Below are 21667 nucleotides of genomic sequence, written 5' to 3'. Positions count from 1 at the left end.
GGGGAACCCTCAGTGTCAGAGCCATTTTTCAGTAGCAGCATCGACGGGGTTCCTTTGAATTTACTCCGGAATCCTAAATACCTTGCGTGGTTCCGCATACGAAGGATTCCTGTCCAACACGGGAATCTCGTACTTTAAAATCTGATCATTCAGTCGACGGACAAACAGTTCAGGATTTTTGAGGCCCCTCCTATCGAGGATGAGAGTCTTGCGATGTCTAGCTTTCGCAAGCTCCGTCGGATTCAGATAGAGCTGACTCACCTGATACCGCCCGCGCGACTTGATCGCATCGATGGAGGCCATGTCGTTCCAGTCGAGTTTTCCAGAAACCCGTTTGTTACGTGTCTTGGTAACCCCTTGCTCGTCGATAATAATCTCGATATTACGCTCAAAAATTGCACCTGCGACTGCACCCACGGCAAGCACAAATAGAAAGCATCCAAAGATTGCCATGGGCCAGTGCCGCGTCTCTTCATAGTTAAGGAAAAAGGCCCCGCATAACACCAGTAGCATGATGACGACCACGATGGTCGCTATGACATTTGACAATCCGCTCCCCACATATCCGAATACATCACAATCACTTCGCGCAACCATGCCATTTTCCGCAGAATGGGATATCACCGGTGTTGGCGCTTGTTGGAAGTCGGATTTCATTGCCGGCCTGCATCGATTGGAGTTGAGGTACGGGATCTTGCGTAGTTGCGCGTGCCCGGTTTGCTTTTCAAATACCGGGATACGGTGCTTCGAGATGCGGTCATTTATACGTTGGACATACAAATTTGTATTGTCAAGATAATCACTCATGACGACCAGCGTCTTTTTTTTGCAAGTTCGGTCGGTCGCAAATCGATGAGTATCCTAAGCTCCAACGATGGAGAAAAGGTGGCAGGGCCATTTTTCAGCAGCCGCATGGCCCGGAAAAAAACTCTGACCCTGAGGTTTCTCATCACGACCCAGAATATCACCTGGCCGTTTACGATCAATTGCGCGAGGGAACGGAAGCTACGGGTGGGCGAAAGAGTCTTCGATCCATCAAGGGACAATTGCTTTCAGGCGTTCTTTCGCTCTAATTCGGAGACAGCAAGACCATGATTTGGGAATTGCGATATGCCTCGATCAACGACTACGCCATGGTCGTTTCCCTCGATGACGACGACTCGATTTCGGGTCGATTTGACATAGACGGCAAGCCGAAAAATTGGATGGATCGGCCATTGGTAGGTTTTGCCGACAGCAAACGGCGGAAACATAAACTTCCTCCTGCAGATGTCAGTGCAATGGTTCCTGGCGCTTTGGTACTCAATGAACGAGCCAAAGAAACGCTGGGCGCGTTCTTGTCAAAGTTCGGACAATTGTTAGAGCTTGATTGCGAAGGCACAGGCGAGATCCGCTATCTCTACAACGTCACGAACATCGTGCCTTGCGTCGACGTGGCGCGGTCGGAAAAGACCGAACGTGGGCGCATTAAAATGGAGGCATTCAACGATATCGCCGTACCCAAAGATGCCTCCATTTTTAAAGACCCGTCGACCGTGACTTCGAGGATCTATATAAATGAAGAAGGTAAAGCGATTTTTGGATCCACTCATAGCCGCTTCGAAATTGACCGGCATTGAGTGTGGTGCGCTAATGCCTCGCTCAGGTTAACGCCAGCAAATCTGGGGCTTTCTCGGGGTAGGAGCCGAAATCCAAAACTCGCAAAAAGGGCTAGGTTCACTTCCTACGCACGAGTAGAACTTCGAGGTGTGAAGCAAGAACTTGCAACCGGCGTGCTCCCCTATTAAGTGCGGTGATGCACAATGAAAAAAGCCCGCCATGGTGGCGGGCTATGGCATGATCACTTGGCTTCCTTAGCGGCCACCAATTTCTTTGACAGAGATTGAATGAAGATCAGGTCAGTGGCTGTGTCTTCCATCTCTTCTTCCTCCTGCGCCATGAGTCCTTGCTCATATTTTCGCAGCGAGAGTAGAAGGTAAGTTAGTTCCCTTGCGGATAATTCAACGTTGATCATTAGCTGCTCCTTGGGCCGACAAAATCGGTCCCTTTTGAAACGAAGGTGATCATTGCAACTAGCTCGAGGAAGGCGCGGACAGTTCTTGTTTTGTCAGTCGTAAGCGTGCAATGACCTGGTGGAACGCCGTCGTAGATCAGCGTAAGGCCAACAGGAATGGGCTTATCTTGTTCGATGCCCCACCACGAAATCTTCTTCTTGTCCTTGCCAGCATTTTTCCAAGTCGCCGCATCCATGAGGACCATTCCCTCTGGAATCATCCGTTCCAAGAACAAGGATATTCCTTGCCCGGGTTCCACCATGAACTTGTCGCCATCTTCTGGAGCAATGCGCCCATCTGACTGATGGTTTTCAATATCGATAAAGCGTAGGTAATCAACGTTAGGCTTTGATGCGGCACCTGATCGGAATACCTCTCGCGAGAGGTCGACATCCACACCCCAAAGAACAGTTCCTTGTGCGGGAAAAGGTGTTGCGCTTGACATACGTGGCTCCATGAGTGATCTCAGGCACAGCACAGGATTGCGCTAGTGCTCCAGCATGTAATAGTCGATTACTTGCAACGACGTCCGGCCACCCAAGTTGATCTTGGGGGTCTTGCTATCATATGGCGATCAGAATGCAGGTCAATGGCTGCGTAAAGTGACATGGCTGCCGCCTGTCGCTGAACGATCATCGAAACTGTGGTGGTCTCGAATGTACCGCCAGCACGGGAAGCGGCGACATAAGTTTTCAGATTCCTTTTTCCTTGCGACGTTCACCGATAAATGGTTCACTCCCTAGCCCTTCGACGCCTTCAAGACAGGCCTGGTCGTCTCCCGATCCTTAACTGAGCGCCTTGATTGCCTTGCTTATATCGTTGCGTAAATCAAGGGTCATCCCAGTAATGATGTAAAACCCGTTTTGCCACTCGGGATCCACAGCACTGGTGCGGGCGATTCGCTCCTGATCTTTTTGAGCTGGCGAACCCCCATTAACCTCTACGCGCTCATAGTGACAGGCCGTAAAGAATAATTGCGCAGAGCCGCACCTTGCCACGATTCTTCGCGCGCCACGATTGTTTACACCGGGGGTTGGCACTGTGTATTCGCGATAGCGGCCGTCAGGCAAATCACCAAACCTATTTCCGAAAATCGACCCATCTTTTACCGGATAGGGGAAAGGTCCGTTGGAAATAATGAGACTGATGGTGTGACGCGCTTCCCTGGGAAGTCGGTCGTAGTCGATGGCATATAAGGCATTCCCCATGTTGCCTCCGCGCCCGAGCATGCCCGATCGTCGCATCGCATGCTCTTCGATAGCCCTATCGTATTTTTCGCTGCTGGTAACGGGCGTAACCATTTTTTCATCCTCTCGTTGAGTGCACTTTCCATGTGGCCCTGCGGCAAACTTCTTCGAGAGCCACGCCGGCTTGCACGCCGAAGCTATGAACGGATTCCGTCGGCGTACATTCAACTTCTTTGCAACGCTTGTGCTTAAGGAAGACCCGAACAAATCCCCCGCTTTATGCTTTCATCGCTAGCAGAGATTTTCTACGCATGTCGCAGATAAAGTAGTGAACCCAACCTCGTTTCTGCAATCACCCAACAATCGGTAGCTCTAGTCGTGACTCATCAGGCCTGCTATGGACGAGGATGCTCCTGCAATAGCAGAACCCTTTTGCGTCGCTCCATACCCAAAGCTGAATTGGCGTCTTACCCACAACTTGTCTTCGTCTGAGGTCTCAAACATGTAGAGCCTATAGAGCACGATGAACGTCAGAAGGCGAGACGCTACCAGATTGTTTTTCACCTTCTTCTGGAGATATCGCAGTTGGGCGCGAGGAAGGCCATTACCTGAGTCGAGACAAATGGCAATGGCAATGAGGTCGAACGCCGTCGTGGAGGCTTGCTTAGCGACAGCCTCGACATTCTCAGTGAGCTCCGGCGACCGAGCGCACTCGGCTGCGTGCATCACATAAGCGAAGCTGATCAATTCAATTATGAGGGCGATCACGCGCTCTACCCGCTTACGCCGGTCTTCCAGTGCTTTGGATGCCTGTTCCGCCAGTTGCTCAGCCCCTTGTTGTAAGAATTCAGGCCGACGAATCAACCCGTCATAGACAGAGTGCAGTCCACGCATCAATCCATTGAACATGCTAGCAAGGAGCGCTTGTTTCCGATCATGCCGCAATCCCGAGTATTGGGCCTTTAAAATCAGACCGAGCACTTCTGTAGTCTTGAACAGGGTTGTCATCTCGGCCTGAAAGCTCACATGGTCGCCTGGCTCTGGTGCCTCCATAAGCCCATCGCTACCATCGTCCATGTCATCATGAAGTTCCGCGGCCTTGATACGATGATCTTCCGGCGTCCCACCGTTGAATACGATCTTGGGCGCATTCGTGATTAGGGCTGTTACGTCCGTGACATCACCATCGAAAGTTACCGCCGGGCAATCTTCAAATAGTCCATCCAAAGACCGCTGGATGGATTGGATGAAGAATTCATCGTGAGCGTGGTGGGCAAGGAACAGAACGGTATTGGCGTTATCACGCACATAGAGTTGAGTGCATGCATTCTCGATGTAAGCGCGTACATCCGGCTCCTCCAATCGCGAGGCGAGATACCGCCCTTTCAGATAGTAGTGCACGTACGGATAACGGAAGGCAATGGATGATCCTCGTCGCTCAAGGATCTTGGCATTAAGCAAAAATTCCAGTCGGGGCTGGAAATCCACGGTTGTCCACACCTTCGAATACTCGTTCGTGAACTGACGCAGCATGGTTTCGGATAATTCGTCCGTATCTTTTCGGTAGAACTCCCATGCCAGATGGGAACAGTAATCGAATAGTTCGTTGAACTTATCCAGGGAAGCTTTCGCACCACGAAAAGCTTCTGTTATCAGATAGTGATAGTAGTGCCCGAGGCTACTGTCGATCAGCTCGGCCCCTCGGCGAACGGTAAGGCTCTGCAGAAGAGTCACAAGATACAAGGGAAGGGCTGGAATGACCTTACGCGTCATTACATGATTAACGACACGCTCGGATTCGTCGCAGCGCACGAGGAACTCAGCTTCGCTCAGGTCGGGATCAGAAAATCCGTGCCAGCGCTTGATGAGTTCGTGCCTCGCGCGGAAGCCGAAAGGCTGGAGACCGAATCGCCGTAGTTTTGCGCTGCTTAGCTCGAAACGCTCGGAAGGGATCGACTTGTCGCACGAAAATAGGAGGCCGCTGGCAAATTTTCCAAGGTTTTCCAGCAAAACAGAACGGTGTTGCTCATTCTTGATCGGGGTGAACTGGAAGTCATCGACAATGAGAATTTTATTGGTCTTGCTCAATTGCTCGAATTCGACGTAAGCGGTCTCGTATTGCGCTTCGTAAGCGGCTCGGACTACGCGCCCAAGCATCTCCGGCTGCGTATGTTTTAAGTCCTCACCGGATATCAACACCGGAACCAATCCAGCGTCTCGGTAGCGCAAAAACAGCTGATAAAGCAAAGATGTTCGGCCGGACTTCTCCTCCCCGATAATGAACACTCCAGGCTTAATGATATCGAGCTTACACAGGTCGCTGGCCGGGTAGATATTTACGGTGCCCGACTTTCCTTCTGTAGAAAGGTCAGCCATGTCGGGGAAAACAAAAAAATCAGCCAGTTCGATTTCCCGGCCATTGGCATCCAGGATGGGAGCGCCAGGGTCATTGAGAGACCACTCAAATGCATGTCGTAACCGAAACGCCTCATCTTCGGCAAGCATCAAGGCACGCTCTTGCTCCCATGGGAAGTCGGGCGATTGAACGTACCGCTCCCCGTCGAAGCGAAAGTTCCGTGCCGATAGCTTTTCGTTAGACGTATCTATGGTCAAAACAAGGAAACTCGAACTCTCAAGGCTCGTTCCTTCCTGAAGCGGACCGCATTCGATGAATGCAGTTGTGGCAGCTTCAGTGTCAATGGTGACCCCAACATTTGGGACGTGTTCGTGCCCGGTTATGACCAGATGCGATCGCTGCTTAAGGAACGCACGGTACGGCCGATACGTAGTCTGCGAAATCCAGTTGGCAGGATGATGTTGAATAGCTATGCGCAGCCCCTTCTCGCTCCCCGACCCTGCTCCAGGAGCAACTTGGTTCCAAGGGAACGTCAAGCCACCAACCGTCTCTCGCAGCTTAGATAACCAGGCCATATTGATGGCCTCGACTGTGATTGTTTCTTGGGCCACCTGCATCGTGGTCGATCGCCACAGGTGGTCTTTGGCTGTACCGTCGCCGGTGTTGTCTTCCAATTGGTTTCGGAAAGCGAAAAACTCAAGCTGGACGCTCGTACAAAGGTCGATGAGTTGATCGTCCACAGGCCCACCCCGCAATACCCCATCGATGAGTGTCTGCCGAACGGCGCCATCTTTGTCGAAATCACAATCGTGGTTGCCTGGAACGGCAAACCATCGGACAGGCACCTTTCCTTCCGCTTGCAGCCATTTGGTTATCTCGGCAAAGAACTGTGACGCGAGGACGTATTGATCTCGCTTACCACTAAAAGCCACATCGCCGGCAACCAATACCAACACGGCATCGACGTGCGCAAGGATTGGATATGTCGCGCATGCGATGTCACGGGCTTTAGCAAGAATGGGATCCTGAGCCGAAGTGATGTGAATATCACTGAGGACAAGCAAGGCAGCCTTCATGATTCAATCCTTTGTCTAGGTCGACACTGTCATGCGAGAAGACGCGCTACACGTAACTGGGTCAGAGCCACTTATAGAGCAAGATAAGTCGCCTCGACCCAGTTTCTCCCGTCAATTTTTACAGACCATGCTCATGCAGTACACGCGATTCAATCGCTTGGTCATGGCAACGAATCCAAATGCATCTGTTTCAGGAAGGGATCGTAGAGCGTCTGCGCCTGCGAGCCAGACAAACCGGAGATCTGACCACTCTTGTCGCTGCCACTGATGCTCAACGCGTAGCGGTCCCTGAGCAGGGCCTCTACTTCCGCCGGCGTGTGATCATCCTTGGCACCCACCTGGATTACCAGCGGGTCGCCGGTCAGGGTGCTTTCGATGATTGGCAGATAATCCGGTCCACCGATCGCCTCCAAGGCCCCTGGCACGGCTGGCGTATTCTTGCGGGTGTCTACCGAGGTCTGCACGATAAATTGGGCCGATTGGCGCACGGTTTCACCCATGTGCGTGTAGAAGTCGTGCAGCGAGTCCGGTTGCGAGTTGATATTTGGCGAGCGCGTATCGGTCAGTGTGATCTCCACCTCCTTGCCGCCCTTCGTGCCGTACTCGGCGCGCGCGGTATTGAAGGTGCAATCCCATCTCTCGAACGGCAGGTCGTTGATGGTGGTTTTGGGTGGTAGCGCCTTGGTCAGCAAATTGTTGCTGCATGCCTCTTCCGACTTGGCGTGGCCATTGCCGTGGCTTGAATCGGCAACCGTTTGAATATCGGTCTTCTGAGCGTTTTGGTTGGCGGGTGCGCTGCAACCCGTCATCAGAATCAGAGTCGTGGCGATGACCAGCGTGTGCAGCGGCGTAACGAGCAGTACCTTGCTCATGCGTTTATTTTCCTTGATTGGATGCGTGCCCGCTTTCTATGCAAGCTCCTACACAATAGGCACTTGGCTAATATTGTTCTTCGGATCCATCCAGAACGACTCATTCACGAAGCGACCAAAAATTTCGCGCGGCAGGATGGATACGCGCTCGATCGGCTCGACCTTTGGGCGCACGGTGTGTAGGCCGGGCATGCCGACGCGGGCGTCGAATTCGTCGGCGTTATAGGCGATGTGGTCGAAGTCGTGTTCGAACCAGGGTTCGCCGATGAATTGGTAGACCGCGCGCATGGCTGCTGCCGGGTTGCGCACCAGGCTTTCGTAGGTCAGTAGTAGCAAGTGGCCTGGGGCGTATTGGCCGTAGAACGCGTCCTTGGTGGCCTGGAAGGCGAAGCCCACCATGCCGCGCGGATCGGTTAGCGCTTCGACGCGTGAGTACACGGTGGTGTTGGTGTCGAAGCGGAATACTTTGCTTACGCTGACCGGTTGCTTGCGCACCAAGCGTTCCACGCTGTCCAGCACCCAGGACAACTGGCGCACGCAGGCGATGACTTTCGCTTGTGGAAAAAGTGTGTCGAGCAATTGCATTCGGCTGCACCATAGTCGGCTGGTGTCGAACACCAGGCTGGCGTCGCCGTAGCCTGCGTAGAAGTTCTCGACGAGGCCGCGCAGCATTGCAACGCGTTGCTCGTCGGAGACGTCGAACGAAAAGTCGTTCTTGCTGCTCGCCTCTGCCATCACTGCGCCCATGATGTCGGCAAGCGGGCTGGTCATGCCTGCGCGGAAACGCGGGTTTTGGTTGAGGATGGCGGCGAGGAGCGTGGTGCCCGAACGTGGCAGGCCTGAGATGAAGTGGAACTTGCGGGATGGCTTCGCGACGTCGGGGGTGGCTGGCATGTGGGCAGTCTCCTGTGGATCGGTGATGTGGATGGCAGAAAAACGTCCCAGTTACGAACTTAAGCGTAATCCCCACATTCGTCATCCCAGCGAAAGCTGGGATCCAGCGACTTACAAACAACCCAAGACACTAGATCCCAGCTTTCGCTGGAATGACGATACATGGATTACGCTTAAGTTTTGACGATCCTCAAGTCACTGGGTCCCGGCCTTCGCCGGGACGACGGATGTGAAGTGAACGGCCTAGTTGGGTTCAACAGCAATCAAGTACCGAAAAACGCTTCATCGGGCACTGCCTGATGGTATGCAATCAATGCTGTGCCGGTGGCGCAGTGGAGGCACGGATGCACATTTTGTAGTCAACCTCGACCATCCTGGGCTCCCCTTTGTTGAGCACGCGAAGCAACAGTTCCTGGGTGGCGCATCGGCCCATCTCGCGCACGGGCTGGTGGATGGTGGTGAGTAGTGGCCACACTTGCGTTGCGATTGTCGTATCGTCAAATCCACAAATGGACATGTCGCGGGGGATCGACACGCCTGCTTCGGCTGCTGCCCAGATTGCGCCGACAGCCATGTCATCGTCGCCCGCGAAGATGGCGGTGGGCCGACGCGGCAGTGCCAGCAACTGTCGCATGGCCTCCACGCCCGACTCGAAAGAAAAACGGCCTTGGACCATGTAAACGGGGTCTTCCTTCAAGCCGGCGCGCTCGAGACCATCTCGATAGCCCGCCAGGCGCCAGATGCCAGCACCGTGTTCCAGATCGCCAACAATGTGTGCAATGCGGCGATGGCCAAGCGACACCAGGTGTTCCACCATCGCGGCGGCGGCTTCGCGCTCGCGCAGCATGACGCCAATGCAGTTTTCGGGTTGGCGCGGTGCGATCGAGGCGAACGGTACACCGTTCTCGCGCAAGCAATCCAGCAATTGCGGATGGTCTGTGAGCGGTGGCGTGAGGATCAATCCGTCGGGCTGGTGCCGCACCAGAATGTCCTCGACCCGCTCGACGAAGTCGGCTGCCGTCGAAACCAGTGGCTGCACCATCATGCTGTAGTGCTGAGCTTCGCACGCTTCCAGCACGCCGGCCTGCACTTCCATGATGTAACTGGGTGAGCGGTTGTCATACAGCAGGCCGATCATGAAGGAGCGATTGGTTGCGAGGCTGCGTGCCGAGGTAAGCGGCCGGTAGTTGAGTGCCTCGACAGCGGACTGCACACGCTGACGCAGGGATTCGCTCACGTTCGGATCGTTGTTGAGCACCCGCGAAATGGTTTTTTTGGACGTCCCCACCATGCGGGCGACATCGCTCATGGTCACGCGCGTCATGCAAGTCTGGCCTGGTTCAATTCGTTTTGACCACCGGTACGCTTCGGGTTGGAACGTTCCATCCGCTCACTTCGATGACCGGCGTCCCTGCCCCCTCTTCCGCATAGTGCGCGATGAGAGTAATCGATTCGCCAGGCCACAGCGTAACGTCATTGTCGCTCCACACGATAGGCAGCGCGAGCTTGCCGTCTGCGCGCTTGATCGAGACGTGTTGGAACAGTGCCATGGCCTTGGACGACGCGGGTACCGTTAGTGTGACGGTTACCGTGTTTTCGCCCCCCACGTGCTGCATCGTCGCTTGAACCTCGCTCGACGTGGTTGGCAAGGACTGCAGTGCGGTCAGGTCCGCGTGTTGCGTTACCGGCGTAAGGTACCAGTTCGAATGGGGCCAATCGAGTTGGTCGGGTTGGGTGGAGAGCCAATACACGTTGCGGCTGACCGGTTTGCCGTCGGCGGAAGCAAGCTCAAGCTCGACGAAATAGGTGCGCGATAAATTGGCCAGCGCCGGCAGCGTCGCCAATTGCCGCGTGTGGTTGCCGTCGAGATCGATATCCTGCAAGCGCTTCTTGTATGGCACGCTTCCGTCCATGTTGTGCACGCGGATGCTCGCCCGCAAGCCGTGCTCGCTGGTGAGTGTTTGGTTGACCAGCATGATCGCGTGCGTGTCGTAGGTGTACTGGATGTGCACCGGCTCGTTGGCCTTCTTCGCACCGAAGTACGCACCAGCCGGGTTAAGAAAATAGTCGTACAAGTGCCAGTGCAGCGACGGCCATGCGTTGTTGAGCATCCAGTAGATCACGCCGGTCGAGGGCTTCGGCGCATCCATGTGCGCGTTGAACGCTTCGAACTGTGCACGCACGTTGTCGTAGTTTTCGAGCTGGGCCTTGGCGACGTAGTCCGCAAGATTCTTGGGTGCGCCATAGCGCTTGGCTAGCGCGGTGTCGAAGTCATCGATGCGCGCGAATGGCGACCAGGCTGCGGAGGCGTGGTACTGCCGCACCTGCGGGTACTTCCACAGCGCCTCCAACTCCTGCGGCGAAAGCATGCGGGTTAGATCTTCCAACCGCGGAATGTCGGCGCCAGCGCTGACTTCGGAATCGAAGCCGAACGCGCCGCCCAGCTTGTCGGCATACCAGTACGCCGGTGGAATCCATGCATAGGGTCCGGCCATCTTCATACCGGATGGCCCGGTTTCGGCCGTGCCCTGATCCGATGCTGCGGCGATGATCGGTGTTGACCAGTCTTCGGCATGCAAGGTGTCGACGTACATTTTCGCGATGGCTGGTGGCGGCGCATTGTCGCTGCCGATCAGAAATCCGATCACCGATGGATGATTCCGCAGCAGGCGCGCTTCGCTGGCCATCGAGTCTTTCGCAACGGCTTCGTCCGCAGCGTCCCACGGCGCACCGCCCGTTTGGGCTGCCGACTCCCATTTGTCGCAACACTCCCAGCCAGCGAGGATCATGATGCCGTTACGGTCGGCCAGGTCGTAGAAGCGAGTGTTTTCCAGCTTGCCTTCGCTGCGGATGGTGTTGAGGCCGAGGTTTTGGATGTAGCTGAACTCGGCTTCCATGCGTTTGGGATCATCACGCAGGAACATATCCGGCGCCCAGCCTGCGCCGCGAATCAGGATCGGCTTGCCGTTAACGATGAACTGGCGATAGCCCTGCTTGGTGAGTTTGGAACTGACGCTGCGTATGCCGAATGTTGTGCTGGCCTGGTCGGAGGTTGCGCCATCGACAGTGGCGGTCATCTGCAACGAATACAGCGGATGCGCACCCATGCCGATGGGCCACCAGACTTTCGGATGACTGAGGTCGAGGCCCGAATCGGTCTTGGGTGAAAACGATACGGTCAGTGTTTGTCCGGGTGCGAGGTGGATGGCTTGTCGTAACGAAACGCCAGCCACCTCGCCTGTGATTGTTGCATCGTACGCCACTGCATCGAGGTTCCGTGCTTCCACCTTCACAGTCAGCGCAGCGCGAGTGAGATCAGGCAGCGACAACGTCGACATCACTTGCGGAAAGCGCAACTCAATCGGCCCTGTCTGCACGATGTCCACGCCCCGCCACGGACCCATGTTGTTGTCCGGCGGTGTCGGGTTCCAGTCGACCCAGCCGATGGATAGACTCCTTCTTGGATCACCCGGATGCACGCGCAACGTGACGATATTGCTCCCGACATGCACCCACTGCGTCACGTCGAATTCGTGCACGGGATAGGCACCGGCGACGATTGCATGGTCGGCAACCAGGCGCCCATTCACCCACACATCGGCGCTCGCGATCATGCCGTTGGTGCGCAACAACGTGTGCAGTCCTCGTCCGCCCTCGGCAAGCGTGAACTCGGTGCGATACCACCAGGGATTCACGAACAGATTGCCGCTGGCATCGGGCACCTGCACGGCCTGCAGGTTGTCACTGTAGAACACATCATCCTTGTACACCCCGTTCTCCAGCAGCCCTGCCATCACCGTCGCGCGGCCGCTTACTGGATACCAGCCATCGGTGGAAAAGCGGGGTGTGGAAATTTCGGCGCCGCTTTGTTGTGCTTTGTCGGTGGACTGGATTTGCCAATGGGTTATGGCGGTCGTGGAGCCGGCGCCGTCGTGTACCTGTGTGGGCGCGTACGTGGTTGCGGCGCGAGCGAGCGGTATGCTCGCAGATGCAACCAGCACCATCATCGTCAAGAACATGGGCTTGACCGAACGGCGCCTACTTAAGCGCGCAACTCGACACTTGCCGATATGCACCCCCTCCCCTGCGATAGTAGGGGAGGGCTGGGGTGGGGTTGCTTGTGCTTTAGCGTGTAGCCAAGTGCAGCCAAGAAAGTGTTTTGTAGCGACATTGGCTCTCCGCCGCTCGCTTCGCTCGCACCCCACCCTAACCCTCCCCTGCACGCAGGGGAGGGAATCGTCTTTCGTGACATCGAAATGCGCGCCCTGTTTCAATGCGCTCCGCTTCAGTAAGCGCCATTCGGATTTAGCCAGAATTCGCATGACGTCAGTCGTTCCCTAGATAGGCTTCGCGGATTTCCACGGGCGCGAACGGCCAGGACCGATTGACTCTGGCCCAGATTGCGAACACCACAAGACCAAGAACGACCCAGGCGCCCGACAGGATCAGCGACAACGCGGACGCCGATACGTAGACGTAGATCCAGCCCAGCAGCGCAATCACACACGGTACGGGATACAGCCATTGCTTGTACGGCCGATTGAGCGTCGGCTGACGCTTGCGCAACACCACCAGCGCAGCGATTTGCGCGATGGACTGCACGATGATGGTTGCAGCCAGCAGCATGTTGATGACTTCGGTCAAATCGAAGAACGTGCCGATAGCGGTCACCACGCCCATCGTTAGCAATGCCACGTGGGGAAACCCGTGTTTCGCGTGCAGCTTGCCGAACACAGACAGGAACACCTTTTCGTGCGCCGCCTGAAACGGCACACGCGAGCCGCCCAGCAAGCCGGCAAACACCGAGGCGAATGCCGTCACGATGATGAGAATCGTCATGACCGAGGCCGCCATATGTCCCCAGCTACGCTCCACCACCAGCGATGCCACGGATTGCGATTGGGCGATTTCCTGCCACGGTGCTACGCCAAGCACGCTGATGTTGAGCGTGAGGTACACGAACATCATCGCGATCACCGAGATGATGATGGAGCTTGGCATGGTGCGGCCCGGGTTGCGCAACTCGTCGCCCATGTAGGCGGTTGTGAAATAGCCGAGGTAATCGTAGATGCCGATGATGAGCCCCGCCCCTAAACCTACGAAGAAGTGGCCGCCAAACACGCCGGCTGGATAGGTGAAGGCGAAGCTTGGATGGAAATCCGAGAAGCCCGCCGCCGAGACGCCGATAACAGAGAGCAGCATGATCACCCATAGCGCGATCGTGATCACGCGGATCGATTCAATTCGCCGGTACAGCAACAGCGTGACGAGACCCGTCGATGCCAGGCTGACGAGATGCACCGGCCACCAGCCAAGATGCGGAAAGAAGAACCCCAGGTACTCGACCATGCCGATGATGCCGGTCGACATCAACAACGGGATCGTCAACAACATCGTCCAGATAAACAGGAACGGCATCAGCTTGCCGCTGCGGTATTGGAAGGCTTCGCGAAGGTAGACGTATGTTCCGCCGGAGCCGGGCATGGCAGCGCCCAGCTCTGCCCAGACCATGCCGTCGGCTACCGCGAGGATGGCACCGGCGATCCAACCTATCACTGCCTGCGGTCCACCCATGGTGGCAACCATGATCGGGATGGTGATAAATGGCCCGATGCCACACATCTGGGTCATGTTGATCGCCGTTCCCGAGAACAGGCCGATGGAGCGGTGGAAATTGCCGGCGCGGGTGGAGCATGTGGTTTGGGGACCGTGCATGTCAGCCTTGTTGTTGTCGGATGCGGTTGGTCACAGAGGGCCGTCATTCCTGCGAAAGCGGGTATCCATTTTCAAGGATGCATCAGAGCAAGATGGATTCCCGCTTTCGCGGGAATGACGACATAAGCATTGTTTTTTTCACAGGCTCTCCAGGGGAATATGGCCCACAGCCGCCATGCTTGATAGCTCGTCGTCCCGGCGAAGGCCGGGACCCAGCGACTTGAAGATCGTCAAAGTCACTGGGCCCCGGCCTTCGCCGGGGCGACGAATCAGTGATGTTGAACCTGCGCGGAAAATGCTGGTTTCCCAAAGGAGCAAAACTTGCACGCAGCCATCGAGTTTCTCGCAAGCTCAGCCCCTCACCCTAACCCTCTCCCCGAAGGGGAGAGGGGACTGGTTCACGCACTTGTTCAGCACCCATCTTCGCGATCACCACTGCCCCCGCACACCAACCATAAACATCCGCTCCGAGAAGTTCGAGTGCGCCGGTTGATCAGGCCACACCAAGTAATACCGCTGATACTCGTTGGTAAGGTTGGTGCCATCCACGAACACCTCCGCATATTTGCTGATCTTGTACGACACCGATGCATCGAGATACTTCTGCGGCGCCTCGTACATCTCCATGCCCGTGATGCCGCCGACGTCTTCCGACACCGCGCGCCGGGAACGGTAGTTGTACGCGACGCGTGCCTGGAATCGATCGCTCTGGTACCACAGGATGAGATTCCCTGACTGGGTCGAATTGTCCTGGAACGGAATCTTGCTCCCGGACAGATCCCTTTCTCCCGTGTTGCTCGGTGCATAGGTGGCGTTGATTTCGATGCCGGTCTTGGACAGGATGCCAGGCAGGAATGTGAAGCCCTGGCGGTAATCGAATTCCGCACCCTGGATGCTGTTGCCGCTACCCTGCACCGGCTCGGTGATCGTGATGCAATGATCACGAACGACACCATCCTCATCCGGCAACGTGCAATTGATAACGCTGCCGCTCTTGATGAAGCTCGCCACGTTGATGCGGAACCCTGCGAGGCTGATCATGCTGGTGGGGTTGATGTAGTACTCAAGCGATGCGCCGAAGTTCGTGGAACGCCACGGCTTGAGGTTCGGATTGCCGGTCGACGTACCTTGCGAAACGCGGAACAACGGGCCTTGTGGCGTTTCCTCCAGCGAATAGTTCAACTGCAGGCCGCCGCCCCACTGACTGAGGTTGAGCGGCATCATGTTCTTCGAATACGCGAGACGAAGCTTCAGAGCATCGGTGAGGTCCAGCGCGAAGTTGAGTGCCGGCAGGATGTCACGGTATTCACGCCGGGTGACCTGGGTTCCAGCATCGGCGGGCTCATCACCGTACGCACCCGGCGCACCGGTCAAATGCTGGGTGACATCCAGGTTGGTGCGGATCACGCGCACACCGACATTGCCGCTGTACGGCATGTCGCCGAGCATGCCCTCGATATCGCCCTGCGCGTAGCCCGACGTTTCCTTCACCCCCACGGCCCAGGTGGTGCCTGGCTCACCCACCCGCGTGGTATCGGGATAAAGCGACTTCCAGTAGCTCTCTGGGTCGTTCATCGCATTCGGATCGATGGCCCAGAAGGTGATGCCCGATCCGAGCAGGTTGGCGTACTCCTTCCAGTTATTGGCCAGCGGCGCCGGCGTGTTCGGTAACTGCTGTGCTGACAAGGGGCCGGCGCGGAAGTAGCCCAGCGCATTGCCTGCCGTACACGAACCGCTATTGAGCACCACGTCGGCACCCACATAACGCACCAGGCAACCGTTCGGATCGCTGGCACCGATGCCGGCGTACACCGGGGTCTCCAAGGTGAACCCGACGTTGTTGGCGCTACGAATGTTGTTGCGCACGCCGAAGTCGAGTTTGATGCCATCGCCGAAATCGTAATGGCCATCAAAGCGCAGCACGTTGAGCCCGACTGAGCGATCGTAGTCGCCGGAGGATTCCAGCGTCTTCATCGTCCAGCCGTCGGTGTTGGCAAATTGACTGGCGAGCGATCCAGGCATGCCGACCGTGAGGTAGCGGCCGGTGAAATTCGCGATGATCGGCACCGTGTTCTGTGGGGTGCCATTGGCATTGAATACGCGGTTTCCGCCGAGTTGGCTGGGATAGATGAAGGTGCCATACGGTACGGCATTAGCCGGGACGCCAGGCATCAGCACGTTGGGCCACAGGCCACCATCGGAATCGGAAATATTGATGTCGGTTTCGACCAGAGATTGTCGTGCTGTATCGCGAATGCCGCGCACACTTCCAGTGAACGGCCCGCCATTGTCGAAATCCAGCTGCATATTGAAGTTCTGCGCATAGGATTCCTTCCGCGTGATTTGCGAGAACGATTCGACGTCGCCCGGCCACTTTTCATAGACCTGCGTGGTGTACAACTGGCTGCCGGCCCAACCCGGTTCCGGTGTGGCGTACTGACCGGCAATAGGGCTACCCGTGTTGCGCGATTGCAACGGCACGTACGTCGCGCCCTGCCAGTTGGTGGAGTTGAACTGGATACCGACGTTGCGAACGAACTCGGCCTGGTGCGCGTAAAAGTAATCACTGGTGAAGGTAAGCCCGCTGCCAAGATCCATCTGGAAAGAGGCATTGCCGGACTTGCGCTTACGCTCGGTAGTGATGTCGTACAGGCTGATGTCCTGGCTACCCATGAACACGCCGTTGGATTTTCCATCGCCGTTCACGTCGACGCTGCCGTCGGGATTCTGCACGATGCGGGAAGGAATCGGCGCACCATTCCACGCTGTCAGAAAACCGTTGTAGCTGCCTGCGCTGGCTGCATTCTCGCCGTTGAGCACCACACCATATTGGTCCAGGCCTTCGCTCGAGTTCGTTCGCGTGGTGTCGGAATAATCGGCGGAAACCAGAAAACCCCAGCGACCGTGGTCGTTGTACGAGATAAGGCCGTTTGCCTCCGGCCCCCATTGATTGCTGGTGCGGCCACGTTCTCCATCGGCGGAATAACTGTAGGTGAATCCGCTCGGCAAATCCCACGGCCGATAGGTATGCAGATCGAGCGCACCGCTAATGCCACCGTCGGTCGTGCTCGCTTGGGGCGACTTGATGACATCCACGCTATGGAACAGCGTGGCGGGCAGCATGGTGAAGTCGGGTTGTTGTGAGTCGATCTGGTCCGCGGTGATGAATGACTCACCGTTCAACATGGTGCCGACTTCGGGCAGACCACGTACGTCCACCGTGGTACCTACGCCTGCATCGCGGTTGATTTGCACGCCGGTAACGCGCTGCAGTGCGTCGGTGATGGTTACATCGGGCAATTGGCCGATGCTCTCCGCCGTGATGCTGTCTTGGATGTTCGCAGCGTCGCGCTTCGTTTCGATCGCACGCATCTGCGATGCACGCACACCGACAACGTTGACGGCAGCCAACGTGGCCGCCTTTTTCTTGGCCTCCGCATCTGTATCTGTAGCGTTGGCGCCAGGCTTGGTTTTCTTCGCATCAGGCGACGGCGTTGCCGTTGCGTCTTGGGATGCGGTGGCTTGCGCCGCCTGAGCACCCGTAGGCTGCGACGCCATGGCTGATGTCGCCACAACGGCGAGCAAAGACATCGATATGGCAAATGACAAGGGGTGCTTGCGATGTAACGTGTACATGAGCCTTACCTCTTGATTGTCTTCAACGCGTGCACCCAGGTGTCGTCTGTTGCGTGGCGTATCGTTGTAATGCCGATCCAACCGTGGCACCTGCGTGCCACGACCGCTCCCACTCCGTGTTTCCCCTGCGAAATGCCTATTCCACGTATTACCTATTTGCCGAGCGGGTGATTCGCGTCGGTAGTTCACTCGTGCCCCCCCTCAACGCTCCGAACTTAATGCCCGCATCAACGCTGTTTCAGAGCGATCCGTCATTCCGGCGCAGGCCGGAATCCAGTTTGAATACGTCGTGCGAAGCACACAAAACCCTTATTTCGTGTGCTTCGCACATCATTCTTGACTGGATTCCGGCCTGCGCCGGAATGACAATTCGCTTCGAAACTGCAGCGACGTTGACGTTAAGCTCGGAACATTGATGCAACCCTCCCCTGGGTTGCTCAAAATTTTTTGGCGCCGATGCCGTCATGCGATTCATCGGGTCAACCCGGCCGCGGAAAAATGACTCGACTTCGCGTCTCCAGACAGACCGCGCCGGAGATACCACTTGGCTGCCCCCAATACACCTTTGCGACCGTGCTCCGTTACCCACACTGGAACCCGCGACAGAAACGCGCGCGCACTGCGCCCGTGCAGAAATCGTTCTTTGAAAGCGCTGCGTTCGAGCAAGGCGAACAGCGAATACAGAAAGCCGCCGGCCAAATACACACCGCCCAGCGTCATGAACGTCATGGCAAGGCTGCCAGCAAAATTTCCCAGCGACGCACAAAAGATTTCCACGGCCTCCACCGCTTGCGCATCACTGCACGTCACAGCTGCGTCGGTCACGGCCTCAGGCGTTGAAAGTTTTGGTGTTTCGCCGCGCAACGTGCACAGCGCCGAATACAAGGTCAGCAGACCGGGGCCTGACACAATGTGTTCGTACGCCACGTAGCCACCATTCGGCGCCAAGTGTGCGAGCACCTCGCGTTCGCGAATCGAATTCGGCGCGAAATCCATCTGACCGGCTTCCGTCGTCAGCACGTGATCACCCGCAGTGCAAGGCAGACGTACTGCTGCGCCAAGGCCTGTTCCTGGGCCAATCACCAACGCGGGGCCATCGACCCGCGTGTCTGGCCCGCAAAGAAGACGAGCGCTGCTGTCCGCGTGGTAGTCGAGCGCGTATCCCAGCGCTTCGAAGTCATTGAGGACGCCAATATCGTCCAGAGCCAACGCCTGACGCAGCTGCGACAAGTGGATGGGCCAAGCGGAGTTGTCGTGCAAGACCTCGTTGCCGATGACCTGACCAGCACAAGCGATTACGCAGTGCCGTACCGGGGTCCGCGCATCGACATCGACGAATGTCTGCAACAGTTCCGCCAGCCCTCGGAAGTCCGCACACGCGAACTTGCGATAAGCAAGCACCTCGATCTCATGCCCCTCATCTTGCGAGGTCCGGACCAATGCAACACGCGCATACGTCCCACCGACATCCGCCGCCAAAAACGGCATCGTCGGGACACTCGCTGGTCGATCCAGAAGGTCGATGACTGCGTTCACTGTGCCTCCCCGCACCGGGAACGGGCATCAGATTGCGGATCATTGTCACCGGTGTCAACTTGCGACACAGCATCAATAATTAACAGTACATAAGATATGTATTAAATTGATAAATATGTATTTTATTAATAAGCATAGCGACAAACTTGGCTAAATATGATGCGACGCACCAATTGTGAAGATTTGCCGCCAATTAACCATGACAACGACTGGAATTTAGGTGCCCACTGGTCACACCCTCCTCCGCAAACGGCACATCACGCCGGCTGCGCGAAGAGTGCTTGCCCGATTTGCGGGTCCGACCGAAGGGATGTTGAGGCAGTCGAGTGCCGTGGTTTGTCCAACTGAGTGGAATGCCAGCAGGAATAAAATCTTTTTCTGCGCTATCCGCGATAACGCTCCCTGATTGCGACGAGGAAGATTTATCGCGCGTGCGAGTAACGCTTACTCATCATCACAGCAGTCCAACGAAAGTTGGCCAGACGATCGAAACTTGTATGCCTTCATCACTTTCCCCTGATTTTATTCAACTCACGCACTGGCTATTTATTCTGTAGATCATGAGAGCAGTAAATTTCGCTTTTGGGTGTCAAAAAAGCCGTTGAAACAGATGCAGGAAGGAAGCGTTACTCAGATTTTCCTGAGCCGAGCGTCCCGACGAGAATGATGCTGAGCGGAGTGGCCGTATGTTCGGCGCGTGGTGGAGGACGAGGCAATCTGTCAACCCTGGATGGTCACAGCGTTCGGTCACTACGTTCTGGCACGTTTGCTCGCAGCAAATGACCTGCTACGGTCACCTACACAAATATCTTTTCTCGGCGACGCATTAATTGTGTACTGCCGCTCTCAGGGGAGTGAGCTCATTGTCATGACTGAATCGCATCTAACATTTGCTACCCAGAATGAATGGGAAACCTGGTTGGCAAAAAACGAAGGTGCTTCGACCGGGACATGGCTGCGCCTAGCGAAGAAGAACGCCAAACAACCGACCTTGACTTACGCACAAGCGCTGGAGAGCGCTCTCTGCTATGGCTGGATTGATGGTCAGAAGCAGGCCGAGAGCGAGGAATACTGGTTACAGCGCTTCACTCGACGCTCCGCGAAAAGCATCTGGTCCAAGCTCAACAAAGACAAGGCTGAAGCACTGATCGCTGCAGGCAGAATGCGTCCGCCAGGCATGCAAGAGATCGAGAAGGCCAAGAAAGACGGTCGCTGGGAAATGGCTTATACGTCCGCCAGCAACTCAACGGTGCCGGACGACCTGCAGGTCGCCCTGGACGCAAATCCCAAAGCCAGGACGTTTTTTGCAACACTGAACAGCCGCAACCGCTATGCCATCCTATTTCGGATACAGAATGCTAAAAAGCCCGAAACACGGGCACGCAAGATCGAGGAATTCGTCGACATGCTGAACCGAGGCGAATCCTTCTATCCCTAGAGAGGGGGGCGTGAGATTTAGATTTTAGCCAAATGACCAAGCAGCAGATTTGAGCGACAGCTAGAAGTGAATCGAGGCGTTTGCGTCGACGATGGGCGTCTCGGGTCCGCTTTCGACCCTATGCGGACCTTGCTGGCGAGGCCGACGACGCAATCGATACTCTACTATTTAAAAGTTGTGGCATGGAGTTCGAAATGAAGCGCAAATGTTGCATGAAGTCGTCAGTTGGATCAAAGAAACAAAAATATGGTCCGCGATTTGCTACAAAGCATCAGGTAACGAGTTTTCTCTTACTGCTTTTGTGCTTCATATTTCTTCCAATAGAAGCAAGAGAGATTCCGCCAGGTGGCGCGGATTATCCAAAGCCTAATCCAAATCCCAAGTATCTATTTCTCGTTCACGGGCAGATCGACTCTTCGATCAAGGTAAGCCTTTATGAAAGATTTGTGGCCACAAATCCCGCGTGTTCGGATTTCACAAGGCAAACCATTTGGGTTGGCACGCGTGAGCCATATGGCGTAACCGTGCCTCTAAAGCTTGGCATGGACGGCCTTCGTTACAGGACTCGTGTCGCCGTCGATGCTGTGCTTCCTGGGCGCTGCCTTTGGGAGTTTCGCGGGGTAATCGCGAAGGGGTCTGATATCCAAGGTTATGAGTTGGCATTCGTCAATGGAGCGAATCTGACTCCGATAAATTCTCCGCCGCTTAAGCCGGGGCAAAGTCCTGACGGTGTGCTTGATGAGCGCTGCACGTTGGTACATATTGAAAACGGGATTTCTCCGCCGCTTTCAATGGAATGTAAGGCCGCCAACATACCCTACCGTACGTCCGCCATGTGGTGGTATCCATCGACGCAAGACATCGAGATTAACTTTCATCAAGGGTGAATAATGCCCGCTTCCG

15 protein-coding genes are annotated in these 21667 nt (G+C 55.9%); 3 read left to right on the top strand and 12 right to left on the bottom strand.

The window, feature by feature from the left end; all coding sequences use genetic code 11:
* Positions 1-60: 60 nt before the first annotated feature.
* Positions 61-807 carry an STM3941 family protein gene (locus tag QQJ86_RS02380; protein ID WP_284319302.1) on the bottom strand — a complete coding sequence of 249 codons (747 nt, stop codon included), beginning with the start codon at positions 805-807 and terminating at the stop codon, positions 61-63.
* 284 nt (positions 808-1091) lie between these two features.
* Between QQJ86_RS02380 and QQJ86_RS02375 the strand changes: the two genes are divergently transcribed.
* On the top strand, positions 1092-1619 hold the full coding sequence (locus QQJ86_RS02375; protein WP_284319301.1) for a hypothetical protein: 528 nt from the start codon (positions 1092-1094) through the stop codon (positions 1617-1619).
* A gap of 221 nt (positions 1620-1840) precedes the next feature.
* Here QQJ86_RS02375 and QQJ86_RS02370 read toward each other — a convergent pair whose 3' ends face one another.
* The 11 genes from QQJ86_RS02370 to QQJ86_RS02320 form a co-directional block, all read right to left on the bottom strand.
* Positions 1841-2014 (bottom strand): hypothetical protein, encoded by a 174-nt coding sequence (locus QQJ86_RS02370; protein WP_284319300.1) that lies wholly within the window; start codon positions 2012-2014, stop codon positions 1841-1843.
* The gene (locus tag QQJ86_RS02365) at positions 2014-2499 is read right to left on the bottom strand and encodes a Tse2 family ADP-ribosyltransferase toxin (RefSeq protein ID WP_284319299.1); all 486 of its coding nucleotides are present in this window, start codon (positions 2497-2499) and stop codon (positions 2014-2016) included. Before QQJ86_RS02365 ends, QQJ86_RS02370 begins: the two co-directional genes overlap by 1 nt.
* A gap of 340 nt (positions 2500-2839) precedes the next feature.
* Positions 2840-3355: a guanyl-specific ribonuclease gene (locus QQJ86_RS02360; protein WP_423372947.1), complete on the bottom strand. Its 516-nt coding sequence runs from the start codon at positions 3353-3355 to the stop codon at positions 2840-2842.
* A gap of 258 nt (positions 3356-3613) precedes the next feature.
* Complete coding sequence (locus QQJ86_RS02355; protein WP_284319298.1) at positions 3614-6673, bottom strand: anti-phage protein; 3060 nt, start codon at positions 6671-6673, stop codon at positions 3614-3616.
* 161 nt (positions 6674-6834) lie between these two features.
* Entirely contained in the window at positions 6835-7545 is a 711-nt protein-coding gene (locus tag QQJ86_RS02350; RefSeq protein WP_284319297.1) for a hypothetical protein, read from the bottom strand.
* A 48-nt stretch (positions 7546-7593) separates the two neighbouring features.
* Entirely contained in the window at positions 7594-8439 is an 846-nt protein-coding gene (locus tag QQJ86_RS02345) for a sulfotransferase family protein (protein WP_284319296.1), read from the bottom strand.
* 310 nt (positions 8440-8749) lie between these two features.
* Complete coding sequence (locus tag QQJ86_RS02340; RefSeq protein ID WP_284319295.1) at positions 8750-9763, bottom strand: LacI family DNA-binding transcriptional regulator; 1014 nt, start codon at positions 9761-9763, stop codon at positions 8750-8752.
* A 16-nt stretch (positions 9764-9779) separates the two neighbouring features.
* Complete coding sequence (locus tag QQJ86_RS02335; RefSeq protein ID WP_284319294.1) at positions 9780-12458, bottom strand: glycosyl hydrolase 2 galactose-binding domain-containing protein; 2679 nt, start codon at positions 12456-12458, stop codon at positions 9780-9782.
* Positions 12459-12765: 307 nt separating this feature from the next.
* Positions 12766-14154, bottom strand: a complete 1389-nt coding sequence (locus QQJ86_RS02330) for an APC family permease (RefSeq protein ID WP_284319293.1) — start codon at positions 14152-14154, stop codon at positions 12766-12768.
* A gap of 429 nt (positions 14155-14583) precedes the next feature.
* Positions 14584-17712, bottom strand: coding sequence for a TonB-dependent receptor (locus tag QQJ86_RS02325; RefSeq protein ID WP_284319292.1), 3129 nt, complete (start codon positions 17710-17712; stop codon positions 14584-14586).
* 549 nt (positions 17713-18261) lie between these two features.
* A complete protein-coding gene (locus QQJ86_RS02320; RefSeq protein WP_284319291.1) occupies positions 18262-19326 on the bottom strand; it encodes a glucokinase in 1065 nt (354 codons plus the stop codon).
* Positions 19327-20194: 868 nt separating this feature from the next.
* Here QQJ86_RS02320 and QQJ86_RS02315 point away from each other — a divergent pair.
* Positions 20195-20764 carry a YdeI/OmpD-associated family protein gene (locus tag QQJ86_RS02315; RefSeq protein WP_284319290.1) on the top strand — a complete coding sequence of 190 codons (570 nt, stop codon included), beginning with the start codon at positions 20195-20197 and terminating at the stop codon, positions 20762-20764.
* A gap of 212 nt (positions 20765-20976) precedes the next feature.
* The gene (locus QQJ86_RS02310; RefSeq protein ID WP_284319289.1) at positions 20977-21651 is read left to right on the top strand and encodes a hypothetical protein; all 675 of its coding nucleotides are present in this window, start codon (positions 20977-20979) and stop codon (positions 21649-21651) included.
* Positions 21652-21667: the final 16 nt, after the last annotated feature.

It is taken from the genome of Dyella acidisoli (assembly GCF_030160295.1).
Classification (GTDB): Bacteria; Pseudomonadota; Gammaproteobacteria; order Xanthomonadales; family Rhodanobacteraceae; genus Dyella_B; species Dyella_B acidisoli.
The sequence above is the reverse complement of the archived record's forward strand: the minus strand, read 5'-3'. Positions and strand labels throughout refer to the sequence as shown.